Raw genomic sequence first — 19,264 nt, 5'->3', positions numbered from 1 at the left:
AGGTTGAGGGTTCAACCGAAGGGAGCATGCACAATGGCATTTCTGCTGTGGATCCTTGCCGTCATCCTGGTGGTGTCCGGCATCGTCTCGTTGATCAGGGGTCAGATGCTCTGGGGCATCGTGCTCATCATCGTCGGGCTGCTCGTCGGCCCCGGCGGAGTCAGCCTGTTCACGTAGAACCCTTGCGGGAGAACGACGAAGGGCCGGTCCGTGAGGACCGGCCCTTCGCTCTTGTACGCCATCAGGGACTCGAACCCCGAACCCGCTGATTAAGAGTCAGCTGCTCTGCCAATTGAGCTAATGGCGCGTGCGGTGAAGCGAGTAGAACTCTACCGCCTCGTGATCGGCAGGCGAAATCGAGGTGGCCCTACGAGATGGCTACTAGAGCTCGGCCAGCACGGCCTGCGCCGCGTTGTGGCCGCCGAGACCCGACACCGCCCCGCCTCGCCGGGCTCCGGAGCCGCAGAGGAGCACGGCGTCGTGGCCGGTCTGCACGCCCCACTGCTGGGCGGGTGTCTCGAGCCGGGAGCGGTTGGGAGCCCAGGGCCAGTCGAGGTCGCCGTGGAAGATGTGGCCGCCCGGCATCGCCAGGTCGCTCTCGACGTCCTGCGGGACCTTCGCCTCGATGCAGGGCCGGCCGTCGGCGTCCATGGCCAGGCAGTCGGCGAGCGGCTCGGCGAGCACCGCGTCGAGCGAGGACAGCGCGCGCTGGACGGCGACGTCCTTCGCGCCGGGGTCCGCGTCGAAGAGCCCGGCCGGCGTGTGGAGGCCGAAGTAGGTCAGCGTGTGGGCCGAGCCGGCCCGGTCGCCCAGGACCGAGGGGTCGGTGAGGCTGTGGCAGTAGACCTCGCCCGGCATCGGGTCGGGCACCGAGCCCCCCGCTGCGGCGGCGTACGCCTGCTCGATGGTGGAGTAGTCCTCGGCGAGGTGGAGGGTCCCGGCGAACGCGACGGCGGGGTCGGCGCCCGACCGCAGGGCGGGCAGCCGGTCGAGCAGGAAGTTGATCTTGAGCTGCGAGCCGGCGGGCTTGGTGGCGAGGTCCTCGCCCTCGCCGAGGAGGATCCGCAGCACCCAGGGCGCGACCCCGGAGAGCACCCGGCGACCGGTCACCGAGTGCTCGCGCTCGCCGTCGTGCCAGACGACCTCGGCGCCGTCCGGTCCGGGGGTGATGGCGCCGACGCCGGCACCGGTGACGATCTCGGCCCCCGCCTCGACGGCTGCTCGCGCGAGCGCGTCGGTGACCGCTCCCATGCCGCCGACCGGCACCCGCCACTCGCCGGTGCCGTTGCCGATGAGGTGGTAGAGGAAGCACCGGTTCTGCACGAGCGACGGGTCGTCCATCGAGGCGAACGTGCCGATGAGCGCGTCGGTGGCGACGACGCCGCGCACGGTGTCGTCGGCGAAGCGACGGGTGATCGCGCGGCCGAGCGGCTCCTCGACCACGTCGGTCCAGATGCGCTCGTCGACCAGGGCGCGGACGTCGCGCTCGAGGGGGAGCGGCTGCATCAGCGTCGGGGCCACGGCCTCGGCCAGCCGGCCGACCTCGCCGTAGAACGCCTCCCAGGCGGCGTACTCCTCCTCGCGCCCGGTGAGGTCGCGGAACGACGCCCGCGTCGCCTCGGCCTCCGGCCGCTCGACCAGCAGGCCGCCGGACCGCTCGCCGCGCGTCCAGGGCGTGTACGACGCCGTGGTGCGTGAGGCCAGGCGGATGTCGAGGTCCAGGTCGGCCATCAGCTGCTCGGGCATCAGGCTGACGAGGTAGGAGTAGCGCGAGAGTCGCACGGGGTGCCCGGCGAAGGGCTCGACCGAGACCGCGGCCCCACCGGTGTGGGGGAGGCGCTCGAGGACCACCACCGAGAGCCCGGCTCGGGCGAGGTAGGCGGCGCTCACGAGGGCGTTGTGGCCGCCGCCGACGACCACCACGTCATAGCTGTTCCTGGCCGGATTCACCGATCCAACGTAGACCCTGGCGCGGGCCGCGCCGGGAGCGACACCGCGCGAGCAGGGCCCTTTGCCGAGCGCCCGCGGGTCCAACGACTCTTCGTACGACGTCGGCACCGGCGAAGAGTGGAGGCACAGGACCAGTCGAGGAGGACGTCATGACCGATCAGCGCACCACCGCACGCGGACCCCGCATCGTGGTCGGGATCGGACCGGAGGAGTTCGGGTCGGCGCTCGCGTTCGCCGCCGACGAGGCGCTGCGGGCCGGCTGCGGCCTGCACCTGGTGCACGCCGTCGACCTGACCCCGATCCCGGCCGACCACGTCCTGATCCCTGCGGCCGACGTCGAGGCCTGGGGCGCCGCGCGCCTCGCCGAGGCGGTCAAGGTCGCGGACGACGTCGTCGGAGGCGCCGTCCCCGTCACGCACGAGCTCGTGCGCGGCACGCCGGTGGGCGCGCTCGTCGAGGTCGGTCGGACCGCGCGGATGGTGGTGCTGGAGCACCGGAGGCTGACCCGGCTGTCACGCATCGTGAACCGCACCGTCGCCGGTGGCGTCGCTGCGCACCTGCGGGTGCCGGTGGTCGCCGTACCCACCGGGTGGCGTCCCGACGGGGAGCCGCGGGTGGTGGTCGCCGGTGTCGACGTCCCCGAGCGGTCGGACGAGGTGCTGCGCGCCGCGCTCGCCGAGGCCCACGCGCGCGGGGCCCGCCTGCGGCTCGTGCACTCGTGGGCGCTCCCGCGGGCCTACGAGGGCATCTACGGGCCGGAGGACGTCCGACGCTGGTCGGACAGCGCCCACGCGGAGGTCTGTGCCGCGCTCGACCGGGTCGGCGACCTGACGGCCACCACCGACGCCGAGGTGCGAGTCGAGCAGGGCCGTGCCTCCGAGGTGCTGGTGGAGGCCTCGGCGGGCACCGAGCTGCTGGTGATCGGTCGCCACGACCCGCTCGTCCCGATCGGCTCGCACATCGGCCCGGTGGCCCGAGCCGTGCTCAGGGAGGCCACGTGCCCGGTGCTGCTCGCGACGCCGCGACCGCACCGGTCGGCGTACCACCCGTGACGGGTCAGCGACCGAGCAACCGGGACAGGAAGCCGCCGCTCGAGCCGCTGGCAGCCTTCTCCGCAGCGGTGTGCTGGCCGTTGCACCAGTCCTCTGCAGGCACGCCCGCCTCGACCTGGGCGACGTGCTGGCCGCAGCCGGCCCAGGTGGTCCTGCCGCAGGTCCTGCATCGCACTGCTCGGCACATGCGTGCCCTCCTCCTTGGGGGTGGTGTGACGGCGCGGGTGGTCGCGAAGAAGTGACGATCATCCCGCACCGCCACCCCTGTGGGCGACTTGCACCGCCTCCCCTCATCCGTAGTGTCGATCGATGAGGGAGAGGAGCACGACGTGAGGGCGAGCACGTGGGAGAGGTGGCGCGAGCGCGTCGACGACCGGCTCGGTGACCCGATCTGGTGGAACGACGTCCTGCAGCTGGGCAAGACGGTGCTGGCCGCGGTCGCGGCCTGGGTGATCGCGGCGAGCGTCCTCGACCTCGCGCAGCCGTTCCTGGCGCCGTGGGCGGCGCTGCTCGTGGTGCACGCGACGGTCTACCGCACCTTCTCCAAGGGCATGCAGCAGGTCGCCGCGACCGTCGTCGCGGTCGTCCTCGCGACGGTGGTGGGGGAGTCCCTCGGGCTGACCACCTGGGCGATCACGCTGCTGCTCGTGGTGGCCCTGGTGCTCGGTGCCGTGCCATGGCTGGGGGCCGAGGCCACCACCATCGCGACCACCGGCCTGGTGGTCCTGACCACCGGCTTCGAGGACGACGTGATGCTCGTCGCCCGGCTCCTCGACACCGCGATCGGCGTGGCGGTCGGCCTGCTGGTCAACGTCCTCGTGTGGCCCCCGCTGCGGCGGCACACCGCCGCGAAGGCCCTCGACCGCGTCGACGACGGCATCGGTGAGCTCCTCACGGACATGGCCGGCGGCCTGGGGGAGGGCTGCCAGGACGAGGACGTCGACGCGTGGATCGACCGGACCCGCGACCTCGACGGCGACCTCGACCAGGCCTGGGCGCTCGTGCGGCAGGCCGAGGAGAGCGCTCGGATGAACCCGCGCCGGTCGGCGAAGGTGATGAAGAACCCCCGGGAGTGGCACGAGCTCCTGCGCCGCATGGAGCAGGCCATCGCCGAGACGCGCAGCCTCGCGCGCACCCTCGGTGGGCAGCAGGCGCACCGCGAGGCCTGGGGCGAGGACTTCGCCGAGCCGTGGATCTCCATGCTCCACGACATCGGGCGCGCGACCAGTGCGGCCGACCCCGACTCGCTGCTCGACGTACGCCGCCGGCTGGTGGTCCTCAGCGACGGCCTCCGGGCCACCGAGCGATCCGCCGAGTGGCCGATCTACGGCGCGCTCATCATCAACCTGCGCAACATCATCGACGCCATGGACCGCGTCGCCGAGGCGAACCCGATCGGCGGCTCGCGCATCCCCCTCCGTGTGCCCGTGCGTCGCGTCGCCGACGCGTGACCGCGCGCCGTCAGACGCATCGAGCCCCCGGCCGCATCTCCGCGGCCGGGGGCTCGATCGTTGGGGTGAGTAACGGGACTCGAACCCGCGACATCCGCCACCACAAGGCGGCGCTCTACCAGCTGAGCTATACCCACCATGTCCCGCAACGCTGGCGCTGTGGACGACGAGAAGTGTAGGGCACTCAGTCCGTGGAGCCGGAATCGGCGTCCGTGTCCGGACCGAGGCCCGTGAGCTGACCGCCGTGGCGCGCCGCGATCTCCTTGGCGAGCACGCTGTCCGGACCGGGCTGGGGCACGAAGACGGCCTCGCGGTAGTAGCGCAGCTCCTCGATGCTCTCCTGGATGTCGGCGAGGGCGCGGTGGTTGCCCCGCTTGGTGGGGGCGGCGAAGTAGGCCCGCGGGTACCAGCGGCGCGAGAGCTCCTTGATGGAGGAGACGTCGACGATGCGGTAGTGCAGGAAGGACTCGAGCTCCTGCATGTCGCGGGCGAGGAACGAGCGGTCGGTGGCGACGGTGTTGCCCGCGAGCGGGGGGCGGCTGCCGTCGGGGCAGTGCTCCTTGATGTAGGCGAGCACCTGCTGCTCGGCGTCCGCCAGCGTCGTACCGCTGTCCAGCTCGTCGAGCAGGCCGGACTTCTCGTGCATGCTGCGCACGAACTCCACCATCTGGTCGAGGGCCTCCTGCGACGGCTTGATGATGACGTCGATGCCTTCGCCGAGCACGTTGAGCTCGAAGTCGGTGACGAGTGCCGCCACCTCGACGAGCGCGTCGGCCCCCAGGTCGAGGCCGGTCATCTCGCAGTCGATCCACACCAGTCTGTCGCTCACGACGGGCCACCCTACTGGGCCCGGCGTGGACGCTCTCAGGCTCGACTCAGCCTCGCCTCATATGGTCGGGGCAGATCACCCCACCGATCACGAAGGAAGAAAGCCTCGATGGCGCAGAAGAAGAGCTCGCACAGGACCGCTGACGAGAAGGCGGCGACCGCGGCCAAGCGGGAGGCGCGGCGGGCGCGGACCGAGCGCGCCCGGGTCCAGGCCGAGGAGCGCCGCAGGAAGGCCAAGCGCAAGGAGCAGCTCACCAGGTTCGGCCTGATCGGGGCCGTGCTGCTCCTCGTGGTCGGCGGCTACTTCCTCATCACCAACCTCGGCTCGGACAAGCCGGACACCGCGCCCACCGGCGCGACCGCCGACTACGGCATGGTCGTCGGCGAGGCCGACGCCCCGAAGTCGATCGTCATCTACGAGGACTTCCTCTGCCCGTTCTGCGGCCAGCTCGAGCAGACGGTCGGCGACCAGCTCGACGCCGCGGTCGAGGCGGGCGAGGTCAACGTCGAGTACCGGCCGCTGCCGTTCCTCGAGCGGATCAGCGACTACTCCCCGGAGGCGGCCAACGCCTTCGCCGTCGTGCTCGAGGAGTCCGGTCCGGAGGTCGCCAAGGAGTTCCACGACCTGCTCTTCGACAACCAGCCGTCGGAGTCGGGGCCGTTCCCCGACAGCGACCAGCTGGTCGAGTGGGCCGTGGAAGCCGGCGCCGACGAGAGCGCGGTCCGTCCCGGCATCGAGGACATGACCTTCGAGGGCTGGGTCGAGGCAGCCGGTGACGCCGCCTCGAAGGCCGGCGTCAACGCCACCCCGACGGTGCTCGTGGACGGCAAGCAGGTCGAGGGCCAGACGATGGACCAGATCGCCACCGAGATGCTCGCCGGCACCAGCGGAGCGGGCGGCTCCTGACACACTGCGGGGCGTGAGCCTCCAGTCCTTCATCGCCGGCCTGCCCAAGGCAGAGCTGCACGTCCACCACGTCGGGTCGGCGTCGCCGCGGATCGTCTCCGAGCTCGCGGCGCGCCACCCGGCAGCCGGCGTCCCGTCCGACCTCGACGCGCTGCGCGAGTTCTTCACCTTCCGCGACTTCGCCCACTTCATCGAGGTCTACCTGGCGGTCGTCGACCTGGTCCGCACGCCGGAGGACGTCCGGCTGCTGACCTACGAGGTGGCCCGCGAGATGGCCGAGGGCCAGAACCTCCGCTACGCCGAGCTCACCTGCACGCCGTACACCTCCGTGGTCCGCGGCATCCCGATCCAGGCCTACACGGAGGCGATCGAGGATGCGCGGGTCGCAGCCGAGCGCGACTTCGGGCTGGTGCTGAGGTGGATCTACGACATCCCCGGCGAGTCCGGGATCCCGGCGGCGGACGCGACCTTGGAGTACGCACTCGAGCACCGCACCGACGCCCTGGTGGGGTTCGGGCTCGGCGGGCCGGAGATCGGGGTCCCGCGTGCGCAGTTCGGCAGCCACTTCGACACGGCGCGAGCCGCCGGGCTGCGGTCCGTGCCGCACGCGGGCGAGACCACCGGGCCGGAGACGATCTGGGAGTCACTGCGGCTGCTCGGCGCCGAGCGGATCGGGCACGGCGTCTCGGCCGCCCAGGACCCCGAGCTGCTGTCGCACCTGGCGGACACCGGGGTCGTGCTCGAGGTCTGTCCGACCTCCAACATCGCGACACGGGCCGTGGACCGCATCGAGGACCACCCGCTGCGGACGTTCGTCGAGGCCGGCGTGGCGGTGACCATCAACTCCGACGACCCGCCGATGTTCGCCACCTCGCTCAACCACGACTACGCCGTCGCGGCCGACCTCCTCGACCTCGACGAGCAGGGCGTGGCCGAGCTGGCGAAGGCGGCCGTCGACGCGTCGTTCGCCCCAGCCGACGTCAAGGCGCGCATCACTGCCGAGATCGAGGAGTACGCCGCCCGCTGACGGCCGGTCGGCCCGTCAGGTGTCGGCGCGACCCCGGGACGCGCGGTGGCTCGGCAGCTGCTTGGCTGCGCGGGCGTTGGTGGGGTCGAGGACGGCCATCACGTAGAGCAGTGCGCCGATGCCGGCGAGCACGCCGAGCACGGTCAGGAGGCTCAAGCCCAGGTCGCTGGACATCGGGACTCCGATCTGGTGGGGGGAGTGGGACGGCGAGCCCGTACCCGCGCGGCGCGGGCACATGAGCCGCCTTCACCCGCAGGGCGGTGCCGGAGCGCGTAACTGCGAGTTGCCACGTGCGTCTTACCCGAAGGGGTATGACCGGCTCCGGACAGTCGTGCCTAGCGTCGAGCGGAGGGGGCGGCGCCTGCTGCTCTGCGGGAGGGAATTCACCACTCGGAGGGGAACACATGAACCACCTCACACACGTCGCGCGGCGGCTCGTCGCCGGCGCGATCGTCGCACTGGCCATGGCCGTCGGCATGACCTCGCTCACCACCGCAGGAGCCTCGGCTGCGGAGACATCCGCCCGCGGCGTGGTCGGCAAGTCCGACCTCGGCAAGATCACCAGCACGGTCGTCGGCAAGACGTCGGCGGGTGACAAGGTCAGCGGGTCCTTCACGCCCATCAAGGTCATCGAGCGCGATGGCGTGATGTACGTGAAGGGCTTCCTCAAGGGCGTCATCAAGGACGCAGGTCCCAACACGAAGTTCTCGGGCGTGCAGAACATCCCGATCAAGAAGATCAACGGCAGCTCTCTCGCCAACGGGCGGGTAGCGGCGAACGCCGGCGCCTGCGACATCCTCAACCTGGTGCTCGGCCCGCTGGACCTCAACCTCCTGGGGCTCGAGATCCACCTCCAGCGCGTCGTGCTGGACATCGTCGCGGTCGCCGGTGCCGGCAACCTGCTCGGCAACCTGCTCTGCGCCGTCGCCGGGCTGCTCGACGGCGGTCCGCTCGCCGGCCTCCTGGGCCAGCTGCAGACCCTGCTGAACCAGATCCTGGCGGCGCTCAACCTGGGCGTCTGACGCCTGCATTCTGCTGACGGACCGGAGCGGGAGCTCGACACCTCCCGCTCCGGTCCGCCGGGCAAGCATTCGGCCCCGCTACCTCATACGTGGCGGGGCCTGTCCACATCCTGACGGCGGTGGCGGCCGTCCGCGGGGAGGTCGGCGGGCGTGTCGGGGCTCGAGCAACGCAGGCACTTCGCGACGGGCTCCGGCCGGGCCACGAGAGCACCATGAAGGCAGTTCGCGACGGGCGCCGGCCGGGCCACGCTCAGGCGGTCGGGACGGGCGGCGAACTGCCTGCACCGTGCTCGCGCGACCGCGTCCATGGCGCCCCCGGCAGGACTCGAACCTGCAACCCACGGATTAGAAGGCCGTTGCGCTATCCATTGCGCCACGGGGGCTTGCGGGGAGCAGTATCCCAGCCGCGCCGAGCACAGCAACGCCGGCCGCGGTCGGGGACCGGGCCGGCGTTGCGGGACGTACGTCGTCAGGCGGCGGCGGGCGCCGGCTGGCGGGTGGTGTCGGCGTCCTCGCGCCAGGCGTCGCGCCCGCGCGGGGCGTCGTACGCCGTCTTGTCGAGGATGCCCTCGCGCTTGGCGACGATGGTCGGGACCAGCGCCTGGCCCGCGACGTTGACCGCGGTGCGGCCCATGTCGAGGATCGGGTCGATGGCCAGCAGCAGGCCGACGCCCTCGAGCGGCAGGCCGAGCGTGGACAGCGTCAGCGTGAGCATGACGGTGGCGCCCGTGACGCCGGCAGTGGCGGCCGAGCCGATCACCGAGACGAACGCGATGAGCAGGTAGTCGGTGACCGAGAGGTCGAGACCGAAGAACTGCGCGACGAAGATCGCCGAGATCGCCGGGTAGATCGAGGCGCAGCCGTCCATCTTGGTGGTGGCGCCCAGCGGCACGGCGAAGGAGGCGTAGGACCGCGGCACGCCGAGGTTGCGCTCCGTCACCGACTCGGTGACCGGCATCGTCCCGATCGACGACCGCGACACGAAGGCCAGCGAGATCGCCGGCCACGCGCCGGTGAAGAACTGGCGCACGGAGAGGCCGTTCAGTCGCAGCAGCGTCGGGTAGACGCCGGCGACCACCAGGGCGAGTCCGGCGTAGATCGCGACGGTGAACATGCCGAGCGAGCCGAGGGCGTCCCAGCCGTAGCTGGCGACGGCGTTGCCGAGGAGGCCGACGGTGGCGACCGGGGCGAGCAGGATGATCCACCAGAGGACCTTCTGCACCACGGCGAGCGCCGAGCGGACGAACACGAGGAAGGGTTCGGCCGCCTCGCCGACCTTGAGGGTCGCGATGCCGACGGCGATCGAGATGACGAGGATCTGGAGGACGTTGAACGAGAAGCCGACCGAGCCGTCGCCGTTGTCGTAGCCCTCGAGGCCGAGGACGTTGGCCGGGACCAGGCCGGTCAGGAAGTCGAGCCACGAGCCGGTCGTCGACGGCGCCGAGGCCGCGTCGGCGGTGACGCTGGTGTGGTCACCCGGCTGCAGCACGAGGCCGAGCACGATGCCGATGCTGACCGCGATGAGCGCGGTGATCGCGAACCACGCGAGCGTCCGCCAGGCGAGGCGGGCGGCGCCGGTGACGTCGCGCAGGTTGGCGATCGAGGCGACGATCGCCAGGAAGACGAGCGGCGGCACGACGGCGCGCAGCAGGGTGACGAAGGTGCTGCCGATGGTGCTGAGCGTCTCGGTGAGCCAGTTGGGGTCCACCTCGCCGGTCGTGGCGTCCACGCCGTCCGCTCCCATGCTGCGGGCGACGAGACCGAGGACGACGCCGAGCGCCAGGCCGATCAGGACCTGGACGGCGAACGAGGGCGTGCGGAAGCGGGTGGGCTTCTTCTCCGCCGTAACAGAAGTATTCATACTGAGAAGGTAACCTTTCGGGACCGCGCGGTCGCAACCGGGCGGGGACGCAGGTGGGTCGAGGATCAGTCGAGGATGCGTCCGAGGCGACACAGCGCGCTCTCGGTGCGGGCGAGGTCGACGGCACGACGCTGCGTCAGGAGGTCTCCGACGCTCGTGGGGGTGGTCGTGGCGGTTCGCACGTCCAGCCCAACGGAAGGTTCATACTTTCGATTCCGTGGTTCGCGTCACAGGAGCCGCAGGGGGAGACCTAGGGTTCGCGCCATGCCACGCATCGCCACACGGCTCGTCGCCGTCCTCGCCCCCGTCGCCCTCCTCCTGCCCGCCGCCGGCCACGCCGAGACCGTCACCGTGGACGACGCCGTCGGCGACGCGAAGGCCATGAACCTGGGCGCCGAGTTCGGAGCGTTCTTGTTCGGGTCGGACGCAGGGGATCAACCGCTCTTCCTCGACGCACCGGCCGAGTCGGCGACCGACATCACCCGCACGACCATCAAGCACGCGAAGCGGATCACCGTGACGACGTACTTCCGCAACCTGGTCGAGACCGCAGAGCACTCGGTGCAGATGCAGATCCGCACCCCGAGGGGACGGTTCGACCTGGTGGTCGCACGCGCCGCCGACGGGTCCGGGTCCGCCGAGCTGCTGCCTGCCATCGTCATGAAGGACGACGACATCCCGCGCGCCTGCCGCTCGGTGCGCGGTCGCTACGACGTGGACGCCGAGACCGTGACCGCGTCGTTCCCTGCGGCCTGCATCGACGACCCGCGCTGGATCCAGGTCGCCTCTGGTGCGACCCGGATCCAGGTCACCCCGATCGGCGACGGCTCCGTCAACCTCGCGGGCTGGGTCGACGACGCCTTCCGTTCGAGCATCAGCAAGAACGGCATGGGCCGCAGCCCGAAGGTCCGCCGGGGCTGAAACCTGAGATGCTCAGGACGGACCCATGCTCCCTCGTCGTCTCGCCCGGCTGGCTGCGCGTGTTGCGCCCATCGCGCTGCTGCTCCCGGCTGCCGCGCACGCCGAGACGGTCGTGACCGAGGACCCGGCCGGCGACGCGCGGGCGTGGACCGCCGACCAGCGGTTCCAGTACGTCGAGGCGCCGTGGGAGGCATCCGTCGACGTCATCAGCACGGCGGCGGCGTTCGGTGAGCGCCGGTTGAGCGTCGCGGTGCACACCCGCGACCTGGAGGTGCGAGCCAGGCACGAGACGCTGGTTCGGATCTGGACACCCGCAGGGACGTTCGACGTCACAGCCGAGCGCCGGTCGGCGCGCCGGGCGACCGTCTCCGTGGCCAGGCAGCGTGGCGAGGCGTTCGGGTGTCGGGGGCTCAGCGTGGCGTACGACGGCGCGGCCGACACCGTGACCCTCTCGCTCCCCGCGCGGTGCATCGGCTCCCCGCGGTGGGTGCGGCTCGGCGTCCGGATGACCGCCACCCCCAGGACGAACCCCGACAATCCGGCCACCGTCTTCTTCCTCGTCGACGACGGGCAGCGTGACGGCTTCCGGGAGAACAGCATCGCGAAGGGGCCGCGGATCCGCCGCGGCTGACCTCACCGCGAGAGCAGCACCATCACCTCGTAGTGGGTGGTGTGCGGGAACATGTCGAGCACCCGTGCCTCGACGGGCCGCAGCGACGGCATCAGCGCGAGGTCGCGCGCCAGCGACTCGGCGTTGCACGAGGAGTACACGACGTGGCGCACACCTGATCCCTCGAGCCACCCGGCCAGATCGGGCCCGATCCCGCGACGGGGTGGGTTGACCACGACGAGGTCGGGCACCGCCTCGGAAGCGAGGGCGTACGCCGTCGCGTCGCCGGCGACGAATGCGGCGTCGAGTCCGAGCGCCTCGGCCGTCGAGGTCGCGGCCGCGATCGCGCCGGCCGAGACCTCCACGCCGAGCACCTCCCGCCCCGGCCCGGCGAGGTGGAGGGCGAAACCGCCGACCCCGCAGTAGAGGTCCCAGACGGTGCGCACGTCGGGCAGCCCGAGCACCCACGTCCGCGCCTGGTCGTAGAGGGCCTCCGCGACCGCGGTGTTGGTCTGGAAGAACGACCGCGGTCCCAGCCGCAGCGTCACCCCGGTGGCCAGCCGCATCGGCAGCGTCGCGGTGTCGGTCAGCACGATCTCGCGCTCGCCCTCGAGCACCGCCTTGTGCTCGGGCTGGATGTTCAGCGTCACCACGTGCAACGCCGGAACGGCAGCCAGCAGGCCCGGCAACCGGGAGCGGACGCGCGCCTCGAGCGCCGTCGACCGCAGCACGAGCCGGAGCATCAGCGCGCCGTCGGGCGACTCGGTGAGCAGCACGTGCTTGAGCTCGCCGCGCCGGGTCGCGACGTCGTACGGCACCAGGCCGGCGTCAGCGATCCAGGGGACGAGGCGGTCGAGGGTCGCCCGCAGCCCGTCGGAGTGCAGGCCGCAGTCGTGGAGGTCGATCCCTGCGAGGTCGCGGTCGAGGATGCCCAGCGTCGGCGCGTCAACGGTGCCGCCGACCGCCATCTTGGCCTTGTTGCGGAACCGCGCGTCCGCGCCGGCGACGGTCGGCAGCCACACCGGCGAGTCCACCAGCGAGCGCGCCTGCGCCTCCTTGTCGGAGAGCTGTCGCCCGCGCGGGGTGCCGAGCAGGGTGCAGGAGCGGCAGCGGAAGGCGTCGAAGTGGTGGCAGCGCGGCACCCCGTCGACGACGGTCAGGCTGGGCGCCGGCGCCCGGTCAGCCACCGATGTGGGAGCCCATCCACTCCTCGACGTCGGCCGAGGTGCGGGGGAGCGAGGCCGAGAGGTTCCGGTTGCCGTCGGCGGTGACCAGGATGTCGTCCTCGATGCGGATGCCGATGCCGCGCAGCTCCTCGGGGACGAGAAGGTCGTCCTCCTGGAAGTAGAGGCCCGGCTCGACGGTGAGCACCATGCCCTCGGCGAGGTCGCCCTTGGGGTAGATGTCGACCGACGAGCGCCCGCAGTCGTGGACGTCCATGCCGAGCATGTGCGAGGTGCCGTGGAGGGTCCAGCGGGCGTAGACCTTGGACTCCGGGTCGAGCGCCTCCTCCGCGGACACCGGCAGCAGCTGCATGTCCTCGAGGCCGTGGGCGAGGACCTTCATCGCGGCGTTGTGCGCGGCGAGGAACTTCGCGCCGGGGCGTACGGCGTCGATGCCGGCCTGCTGCGCCTGCTGCACCAGGTCGTAGAGCTCGCGCTGGAGCGGAGTGAACCGGCCGTCGACCGGCAGCGTGCGCGTGACGTCGGCGGTGTAGAGGTTGTGGCCCTCGACGCCCATGTCGAGCAGGACGAGCTTGCCGGGCTCGATGGCGCCGGTGTTGTCGATCCAGTGCAGCGTCGTGGCGTGCGAGCCGCCGGCGCAGATGGAGTCGTAGCCGATGTCGTTGCCCATCGCGCGGGCGCGTCGGAAGAAGGTGCCCTCGATCCACCGCTCGCCGAACTCGCGCACCCGGTCCCACTCGCGCACCGAGTCCTCGAAGCCGAGCGTGGTGATGTCACAGGCCTCCTGCAGCTCGCCGACCTCCCACTCGTCCTTGACGAGGCGCAGCTCGTCGGCGACGCGGGCGAGGTCCTCGTCGCGGGTGACGTCGCGGGTCTTGCGGTCGTCGTCGAAGGACGGCAGGTCCTTGACGTGGCGCACCTCGATGCCGAGGGAGTCGGAGATCTCCTGGGCCGACGGGCGGCGCCCTGCCCACAGCTCGCCGTACTGGCGGTCGCGGAAGAACTCGTCGGTGTCGCGCTCCGAGCGAGGACGGGCGTAGAGGACGGACTCGCCGTCCTCGATCACCAGCACGGCGTCGGAGGTCTGGTTGCCGGAGAAGTAGGTGTGCGCGGTGTCGGGACGGAAGCGGTAGTCGGTGTCGTTGGCGCGCACCTTGTAGGTGCCGGCGGGGAGCACCAACCGGTCGTCGGGGAACGCGGCGGCGAGCTTCGCCCGGCGCTCGGCGGCCCGGTCGGCCACCGGGTGCCGTGGCATGTCGAGCTGGCGGTCGCCCCAGCCCTCGCGCATGAAGGCGGCGTAGGCGGCCGGCACCGCCGGGTCGTGCGACTCGGTCCTGGGCTGCTCGCCGGCCTCGGCGGCGGTCTGGACGGTCTCGGAGGGGTTCTCGGCAGTCGGCTCGCTCACGCGGTCACTGTACGCCGGGGCAACGGGCCGCACGGAGCCGATCGGGCGTCCCCCGAAGGGGTGCGGCAACGCGGGTCGGAAGTGGCTGCTCCGTTAGGGTCGGAGCCATGAGACGAGGCCGTCGCGACAGTGTCGCGTTCACCGTCGTGGTGGCCGCACTGGTGCTGCTCGGCGCCGTCGTCATGGCAGTCGTCGTCGCCCTGTCCGGCGCCCCCGGCTCCCTCGCGCTCGCGGCTCTCCTCGCCGCGGTCCCCGTCGGTCCGCTCGTCGGCTGCTTCATGTGGCTCGACCGCTACGAGCCCGAGCCCCGCAACCTCCTCGTCGCCGGCCTGCTGTGGGGAGCGTTCGCCGCCACCGGTGCGGCCATCGTGTTCCAGGGCCTCGGCTTCGCCGGCGGTGCCACCGAGCGCGACGTGCTCAGCGTCGTCGCGCCCATCACCGAGGAGGTCACCAAGGGGGCGTTCCTGTTCCTGCTCCTGTGGTGGCGGCGCCACGAGCTCGACGGAGTGCTCGACGGCATCGTCTACGCCGGCATGGTGGGGATCGGGTTCGCCTACACCGAGAACATCCTCTACCTCGCGGCCGCCTACGACGGCACCGACGGGCTCGGCCCCGGCGGCACCACGGCGCTGACCTCGACGTTCATCGTGCGCTGCCTGATCAGCCCGTTCGCGCACCCGTTCTTCACGGCGTTCATCGGCATCGGGGTCGGCCTCGCGATCGCCTCCCGGCGGATGGTCGTCCGGGTCCTCGCGCCGATCGCCGGGCTGGCGCTGGCCGCGCTCCTCCACGGCGTCTGGAACTCCTCGACCCTCTCCGGCACCGGCGACTTCCTCGTCGTCTACGGCACGCTGATGTTCCCGGTGTTCCTCGGCGTCGTCGCGTTCGCGGTCTACCGGCGCCGGTCCGAGCGCCCGCTGCTCGCGCAGGCCCTGCAGGACGCCGCGGACCGTGGGCTGCTGCCCGCGACCGACATCCCGTGGCTCGTCGACCTCCGCGCCCGCAGGCACGCCCGCCGGTGGGCGCGCCACCGGGGAGGCCCGCTCGCCGAGCGCGGCATGCGCGAGTACCAGGCCGCCGCCATCGAGCTCGGCTACCTCCACCACCGCTACCTGCGCGGCACGGCACCGTCCGACTTCTCCCAGCGGGGCCAGGAGCACGTCGAGGACCTGCGCCGGATCCGCCCCTACATCTCCTTCCCCGGACAGGTGGTCCCGACGCGATGACCCACGACGACGACGCGACGCCCGACCAGGCTCCCGAGCAGGCTGCCGACCAGGCTCCGGACCAGCGGCGCAGCCCCGACGCCACGACCGCGATGGTGACCGCCCTGGTGCGCCTGCGCGGCGCCCTCCAGGAGGCACGCCTGCCGCTCGAGCTCCCCGGCGCCGACGAGCAGCGCGCCGCCCGCGCCGAGATGGTCGACCAGCTCGAGGACTACGTGATCCCAAGGCTGATGACCCTCGAGGCACCGCTCCTCGCGGTCGTCGGCGGTTCCACCGGCGCGGGCAAGTCGACCCTGGTCAACTCCCTCGTCGGCACCCGGGTCACCACGCCCGGCGTGCTGCGTCCCACGACCCGGTCCCCGGTGCTCGTCCACCACCCCGACGACGCGAAGTGGTTCGGCCAGGACCGCCTGCTCCCCGAGCTCGAGCGCGTCGACCGCCAGACCAACGACCCCGGCGCGCTCCAGCTCGTGCCGTCACCCGTCATGGCGCCCGGCCTCGCCGTCCTCGACGCCCCCGACATCGACTCGGTCGAGGAGCAGAACCGCGTGCTCGCGGCCCAGCTGCTCGCCGCCGCCGACCTGTGGCTCTTCGTCACGTCCGCCGCCCGCTATGCCGACCAGGTGCCCTGGGACTTCCTCCGCAAGGCCGCGGAGCGCTCGGCGGCGGTCGCGATCGTGCTCGACCGCACCCCGCCCGACGCGGTGGACACCATCACCACCCACCTCGCCCGGATGCTCGCGAGCCGCGGCCTGAAGGACTCCCCGCTCTTCGTCGTCGAGGAGGGCGAGGTCTCCGAGATGGGGCTGCTGCCCTCGTCGTCGGTGATGGAGATCCGGCAGTGGCTCCGCGCCCTGGCCGACGACCAGGAGGCCCGCCAGTCGGTGGTGCAGCAGACCCTCGACGGCGCGATCCGCACCCTCGCTCGCCGTACGCACTCGGTGGCGGACGCGGCCACCGAGCAGGTCGACGCCGTACGCCGTCTGCGCGAGGACGCCAACGACGCCTACGACCGGGCGGTGACCGCGGTCGGCGAGGCGTCGGCTGACGGCACCCTCCTGCGCGGCGAGGTGCTGGCGCGCTGGCAGGAGTTCGTCGGCACCGGGGAGCTGCTCCGCTCGCTGGAGACCCGCGTCGGCTGGATCAGGGACCGGGTCGTCAACGCCGTCAAGGGAAAGCCGCAGCAGGCCGAGCGGGTCACGGTGGCCGTCGAGTCCGGGCTCGAGACGCTGATCCTCGAGCACGCCGAGGCCGCCGCCGAGCGCGCGGAGGCCTCGTGGCGCAGCACGGCCGCTGGCCAGATCCTCCTGCGCGACGCCGGCGAGGACCTCGGCCGGGCGTCCCGCGACTTCCGCCGCCGTGCCGAGCGGGCGGTCCGCGACTGGCAGTCCGACGTGCTCGAGATGGTCCGCACCGAGGGTGCCGAGAAGCGCTCGACGGCGCGGTTCCTCGCCTTCGGCGTCAACGGCCTGTCGGTGGCCCTCATGGTCGTGGTGTTCGCCCACACCGCGGGTGTCACCGGGGCCGAGGCGGGGATCGCCGGCGGGTCCGCCATCCTCGGCCAGAAGCTGCTCGAGGCGGTCTTCGGCGACCAGGCCGTGCGCTCGCTGGCCGAGCGCGCGCGCCAGCGGCTCGAGGCGTCCATGCGGGACCTCCTCGACGCCGAGCGCCGCCGCTTCACCGACCTGCTCGACACCCTGGAGGTCTCGCCCGAGGCGCCCGAGCGGATGCGTGCCGCCGCGCGCAAGGTCGACGACGTGCGCTTCGCCTCGGCCCGACGCGCGCCGGAGGCAGCAGCGGTCGCGACGCAGGAGCCTCCCCGGGTGTCGGGACGTGAGGGTGACGCCCCCTAGGGTTGGGGTGCACAGCAGCACCACTCGGACGGTGAGGAACCCATGACGTCGTTGCTCGAAGGGGCCAAGAAGCTGGTCACCAGGAGCTCTGACACCGGCGCGCGCGTCGAGGGACTCGAGCGCGCCGCCGAGGCGGCCCGCGGTCGGGTCGACGACGCCGTGGTCGACGACGCCGCCGCCGTGGCCGCACGTGCCTCGAGCCGCCTCAGGCTCTCCGCCGAGCACACCGTCGTCGCCCTCGGCGGCGCGACCGGCTCCGGCAAGTCGTCCACCTTCAACGCGCTGAGCGGCCTCGAGCTGGCCGCCGTGGGCGTCCGCCGCCCCACGACCTCGTGGGCCACCGCCGTCGTGTGGGGCAAGCAGGGTGCCGAGGAGCTGCTGGAGTGGCTCGGCATCCCGGCCCGCCACCAGGTCACCCGCGACTCGATGCTGTCGAAGGCCGACGAGGACGTCGAGATGCGGGGCGTGGTGCTGCTCGACCTGCCCGACCACGACTCCACGGAGGTGTCCCACCACCTCGAGGTCGAGCGGCTCGTGCAGCTCGCCGACATGATGGTGTGGGTCCTCGACCCGCAGAAGTACGCCGACGCCGCCATCCACGAGCGGTTCCTCAAGCCCCTCGCCGGGCACCAGGACGTGATGCTCGTCGTGCTCAACCACATCGACACGGTGCCGGAGGACCGCCGCGCCGGCATGGTCGACGACGTACGCCGTCTCCTCGAGGCCGACGGCCTCGGCGGGGTCCCGGTGCTGCCGGTCAGCGCCCGCCACGGCTGGGGGATCCAGGAGCTGCGCGGGCTGATCGCCGAGCGCGTGGCGGAGAAGAAGGTCACCCGGTCCCGGCTCGAGGCCGACGTGCGCACCGCGGCCCAGCGCCTCGAGGCGGCGACCGGCGCCGGCAAGGTGCCCACCCTGTCCAAGGAGCGCGTCGCGGCGCTCGACGACGCCTTCGCGGAGGCCGCCGGCGTGCCGACCGTGGTCAAGGCCGTGGCCGACTCGACCCGGATGCGCGCCAACCGCGCCACCGGCTGGCCCGTCACGGCGTGGTTCTCACGGCTCAAGCCCGACCCGCTCAAGCGTCTCCACCTCGACCTCGGCGCCGCCGGCAAGGAGCTCACCGGCACCGCACGCACGTCCGTGCCGAAGGCCACCGGCGTCCAGCGCGCCCGCGTCGACACCGAGGTGCGCGCGCTGGCCGACCAGGTGGGGGAGGGCATGGCCCCGTCGTGGGCGAGCGCGGTGCGCGCGGCCTCGGTGTCCCGCCTGCCCGACCTCGGTGACCGCCTCGACCGCGCGGTGGCCGCCACCGACCTCGGCGCGACGAAGATCCCCGTGTGGGCCGGGCTGGTGCGCGTCCTGCAGTACGTCCTCATCCTCGCGGCGGTCGTCGGCGCCGGCTGGCTGGCGCTGCTCGCCCTGGGGTCCTACGCCCGGCTGCCCGAGCCCCCGACGCCGGAGGTCGGCGCCTTCCCGCTGCCGACCCTGCTGCTGCTCGGTGGCATCGTGCTCGGCCTGCTCCTCGCCCTCGTCTGCCGGTGGCTGGTCGCGCTGACGGCGAGGTCGCGTGCGCGGGCGGCCGACAAGCGCCTGCGCGACGCGATCTCCGAGGTCTCCGAGGAGATGGTCGTGCAGCCCATCGAGGCCGAGCTCGCCTCCTACGCCACGGTCCGCGAGGGACTGGCGATCGCCCTGCGCTGAGCGGGTCGCCGGCGCCCCGACGGCCCGCCCGATCCGGCCCGCGTCCCGCGGCGGGGCCTCACGTCGGACGAACTGCGGCCGGGCGACATCCGCAGCGGCGCGCAGACGTCGTACGGCCGCAGTTCATCGGCGTCCCCGCCCCTCGCCGGGCCAGCCTCCCGGCGCGGGCCACGCCCGTCCGCCGTCGCGTCTCAACCTGCCCACGTGCGGCGGATGTGGCCCTCATAACGACAATTCGACGGCAACATCGCGGACACGTGCGGCGGTTG

The 19,264-nt window shown here is 72.4% G+C and carries 18 protein-coding genes and 3 tRNA genes; 11 read left to right on the top strand and 10 right to left on the bottom strand.

Translation table 11 applies throughout. The features are described from left to right. Positions 1-33: 33 nt before the first annotated feature. On the top strand, positions 34-177 hold the full coding sequence (locus AC3A3L_RS10830) for a GPGG-motif small membrane protein (protein ID WP_186340748.1): 144 nt from the start codon (positions 34-36) through the stop codon (positions 175-177). A 57-nt stretch (positions 178-234) separates the two neighbouring features. On the opposite strand, the gene AC3A3L_RS10825 is transcribed toward AC3A3L_RS10830, so the two are convergent. Next, positions 235-307 (bottom strand) — tRNA-Lys (locus AC3A3L_RS10825). Between the two features lie 74 nt (positions 308-381). Continuing rightward, complete coding sequence (locus tag AC3A3L_RS10820; protein ID WP_487640035.1) at positions 382-1,950, bottom strand: phytoene desaturase family protein; 1,569 nt, start codon at positions 1,948-1,950, stop codon at positions 382-384. Positions 1,951-2,099: 149 nt separating this feature from the next. Here AC3A3L_RS10820 and AC3A3L_RS10815 point away from each other — a divergent pair, with 149 nt between their 5' ends. Then, positions 2,100-3,002: a universal stress protein gene (locus tag AC3A3L_RS10815; RefSeq protein WP_487640034.1), complete on the top strand. Its 903-nt coding sequence runs from the start codon at positions 2,100-2,102 to the stop codon at positions 3,000-3,002. A gap of 4 nt (positions 3,003-3,006) precedes the next feature. On the opposite strand, the gene AC3A3L_RS10810 is transcribed toward AC3A3L_RS10815, so the two are convergent. Next, complete coding sequence (locus tag AC3A3L_RS10810) at positions 3,007-3,189, bottom strand: hypothetical protein (protein ID WP_487640033.1); 183 nt, start codon at positions 3,187-3,189, stop codon at positions 3,007-3,009. Between the two features lie 142 nt (positions 3,190-3,331). Here AC3A3L_RS10810 and AC3A3L_RS10805 point away from each other — a divergent pair, with 142 nt between their 5' ends. After that, positions 3,332-4,453 carry an FUSC family protein gene (locus AC3A3L_RS10805; RefSeq protein ID WP_487640032.1) on the top strand — a complete coding sequence of 374 codons (1,122 nt, stop codon included), beginning with the start codon at positions 3,332-3,334 and terminating at the stop codon, positions 4,451-4,453. 61 nt (positions 4,454-4,514) lie between these two features. Here the strand turns inward: AC3A3L_RS10805 and AC3A3L_RS10800 are convergent. Together AC3A3L_RS10800 and orn are read right to left on the bottom strand one after the other, a co-directional pair. Further along, a tRNA-His gene (locus AC3A3L_RS10800) sits at positions 4,515-4,590 on the bottom strand. A gap of 47 nt (positions 4,591-4,637) precedes the next feature. Further along, positions 4,638-5,282, bottom strand: a complete 645-nt coding sequence (orn, locus tag AC3A3L_RS10795) for an oligoribonuclease (protein ID WP_487640031.1) — start codon at positions 5,280-5,282, stop codon at positions 4,638-4,640. Positions 5,283-5,390: 108 nt separating this feature from the next. Between orn and AC3A3L_RS10790 the strand changes: the two genes are divergently transcribed. Beyond that, complete coding sequence (locus tag AC3A3L_RS10790) at positions 5,391-6,188, top strand: DsbA family protein (RefSeq protein WP_487640030.1); 798 nt, start codon at positions 5,391-5,393, stop codon at positions 6,186-6,188. Between the two features lie 13 nt (positions 6,189-6,201). Beyond that, entirely contained in the window at positions 6,202-7,215 is a 1,014-nt protein-coding gene (locus AC3A3L_RS10785; protein WP_487640029.1) for an adenosine deaminase, read from the top strand. A gap of 15 nt (positions 7,216-7,230) precedes the next feature. On the opposite strand, the gene AC3A3L_RS10780 is transcribed toward AC3A3L_RS10785, so the two are convergent. Further along, entirely contained in the window at positions 7,231-7,371 is a 141-nt protein-coding gene (locus AC3A3L_RS10780; RefSeq protein WP_487640028.1) for a hypothetical protein, read from the bottom strand. A gap of 248 nt (positions 7,372-7,619) precedes the next feature. On the opposite strand from AC3A3L_RS10780, the gene AC3A3L_RS10775 reads away from it, so the two are divergent. Continuing rightward, the gene (locus AC3A3L_RS10775) at positions 7,620-8,237 is read left to right on the top strand and encodes a hypothetical protein (RefSeq protein WP_487640027.1); all 618 of its coding nucleotides are present in this window, start codon (positions 7,620-7,622) and stop codon (positions 8,235-8,237) included. Positions 8,238-8,544: 307 nt separating this feature from the next. Here the strand turns inward: AC3A3L_RS10775 and AC3A3L_RS10770 are convergent. Both AC3A3L_RS10770 and AC3A3L_RS10765 read right to left on the bottom strand, forming a co-directional pair. Further along, a tRNA-Arg gene (locus AC3A3L_RS10770) sits at positions 8,545-8,620 on the bottom strand. An 86-nt stretch (positions 8,621-8,706) separates the two neighbouring features. Next, on the bottom strand, positions 8,707-10,098 hold the full coding sequence (locus AC3A3L_RS10765) for a dicarboxylate/amino acid:cation symporter (RefSeq protein WP_487640026.1): 1,392 nt from the start codon (positions 10,096-10,098) through the stop codon (positions 8,707-8,709). Between the two features lie 264 nt (positions 10,099-10,362). Between AC3A3L_RS10765 and AC3A3L_RS10760 the strand changes: the two genes are divergently transcribed. Both AC3A3L_RS10760 and AC3A3L_RS10755 read left to right on the top strand, forming a co-directional pair. Continuing rightward, positions 10,363-11,019: a hypothetical protein gene (locus AC3A3L_RS10760; RefSeq protein ID WP_487640025.1), complete on the top strand. Its 657-nt coding sequence runs from the start codon at positions 10,363-10,365 to the stop codon at positions 11,017-11,019. A 25-nt stretch (positions 11,020-11,044) separates the two neighbouring features. Then, the gene (locus tag AC3A3L_RS10755; RefSeq protein WP_487640024.1) at positions 11,045-11,650 is read left to right on the top strand and encodes a hypothetical protein; all 606 of its coding nucleotides are present in this window, start codon (positions 11,045-11,047) and stop codon (positions 11,648-11,650) included. Between the two features lie 2 nt (positions 11,651-11,652). Here AC3A3L_RS10755 and AC3A3L_RS10750 read toward each other — a convergent pair whose 3' ends face one another. Together AC3A3L_RS10750 and AC3A3L_RS10745 are read right to left on the bottom strand one after the other, a co-directional pair. Further along, a complete protein-coding gene (locus tag AC3A3L_RS10750; protein WP_487640023.1) occupies positions 11,653-12,816 on the bottom strand; it encodes a methyltransferase domain-containing protein in 1,164 nt (387 codons plus the stop codon). Continuing rightward, positions 12,809-14,218: an aminopeptidase P family protein gene (locus AC3A3L_RS10745; protein WP_487640022.1), complete on the bottom strand. Its 1,410-nt coding sequence runs from the start codon at positions 14,216-14,218 to the stop codon at positions 12,809-12,811. The genes AC3A3L_RS10750 and AC3A3L_RS10745 overlap by 8 nt, the downstream gene beginning before the upstream one ends. A gap of 107 nt (positions 14,219-14,325) precedes the next feature. On the opposite strand from AC3A3L_RS10745, the gene AC3A3L_RS10740 reads away from it, so the two are divergent. Genes AC3A3L_RS10740 through AC3A3L_RS10730 form a run of 3 tightly spaced genes read left to right on the top strand, consistent with a single transcriptional unit; the run spans position 14,326 to position 18,995 of the window. Continuing rightward, positions 14,326-15,444, top strand: a complete 1,119-nt coding sequence (locus AC3A3L_RS10740) for a PrsW family intramembrane metalloprotease (RefSeq protein ID WP_487640021.1) — start codon at positions 14,326-14,328, stop codon at positions 15,442-15,444. Then, the gene (locus AC3A3L_RS10735) at positions 15,441-17,297 is read left to right on the top strand and encodes a dynamin family protein (RefSeq protein ID WP_487640020.1); all 1,857 of its coding nucleotides are present in this window, start codon (positions 15,441-15,443) and stop codon (positions 17,295-17,297) included. The genes AC3A3L_RS10740 and AC3A3L_RS10735 overlap by 4 nt, the downstream gene beginning before the upstream one ends. A 42-nt stretch (positions 17,298-17,339) precedes the next feature. Beyond that, positions 17,340-18,995 carry a YfjP family GTPase gene (locus AC3A3L_RS10730; protein ID WP_487640019.1) on the top strand — a complete coding sequence of 552 codons (1,656 nt, stop codon included), beginning with the start codon at positions 17,340-17,342 and terminating at the stop codon, positions 18,993-18,995. The last annotated feature ends 269 nt before the right edge of the window (positions 18,996-19,264 follow it).

This window comes from Nocardioides sp. Soil_C_8 (assembly GCF_057656315.1).
The sequence above is the reverse complement of the archived record's forward strand: the minus strand, read 5'-3'. Positions and strand labels throughout refer to the sequence as shown.

Coding starts and splice junctions, on each gene's coding strand:
- AC3A3L_RS10730 (WP_487640019.1), top strand. CDS start 17,340: ATGACGTCGTTGCTCGAAGGGGCCAAGAAGCTGGTCACCAGGAGCTCT.
- AC3A3L_RS10765 (WP_487640026.1), bottom strand. CDS start 10,098: ATGAATACTTCTGTTACGGCGGAGAAGAAGCCCACCCGCTTCCGCACG.
- AC3A3L_RS10830 (WP_186340748.1), top strand. CDS start 34: ATGGCATTTCTGCTGTGGATCCTTGCCGTCATCCTGGTGGTGTCCGGC.
- AC3A3L_RS10775 (WP_487640027.1), top strand. CDS start 7,620: ATGAACCACCTCACACACGTCGCGCGGCGGCTCGTCGCCGGCGCGATC.
- AC3A3L_RS10735 (WP_487640020.1), top strand. CDS start 15,441: ATGACCCACGACGACGACGCGACGCCCGACCAGGCTCCCGAGCAGGCT.
- AC3A3L_RS10755 (WP_487640024.1), top strand. CDS start 11,045: ATGCTCCCTCGTCGTCTCGCCCGGCTGGCTGCGCGTGTTGCGCCCATC.
- AC3A3L_RS10790 (WP_487640030.1), top strand. CDS start 5,391: ATGGCGCAGAAGAAGAGCTCGCACAGGACCGCTGACGAGAAGGCGGCG.
- AC3A3L_RS10815 (WP_487640034.1), top strand. CDS start 2,100: ATGACCGATCAGCGCACCACCGCACGCGGACCCCGCATCGTGGTCGGG.
- AC3A3L_RS10760 (WP_487640025.1), top strand. CDS start 10,363: ATGCCACGCATCGCCACACGGCTCGTCGCCGTCCTCGCCCCCGTCGCC.
- AC3A3L_RS10810 (WP_487640033.1), bottom strand. CDS start 3,189: ATGTGCCGAGCAGTGCGATGCAGGACCTGCGGCAGGACCACCTGGGCC.
- AC3A3L_RS10740 (WP_487640021.1), top strand. CDS start 14,326: ATGAGACGAGGCCGTCGCGACAGTGTCGCGTTCACCGTCGTGGTGGCC.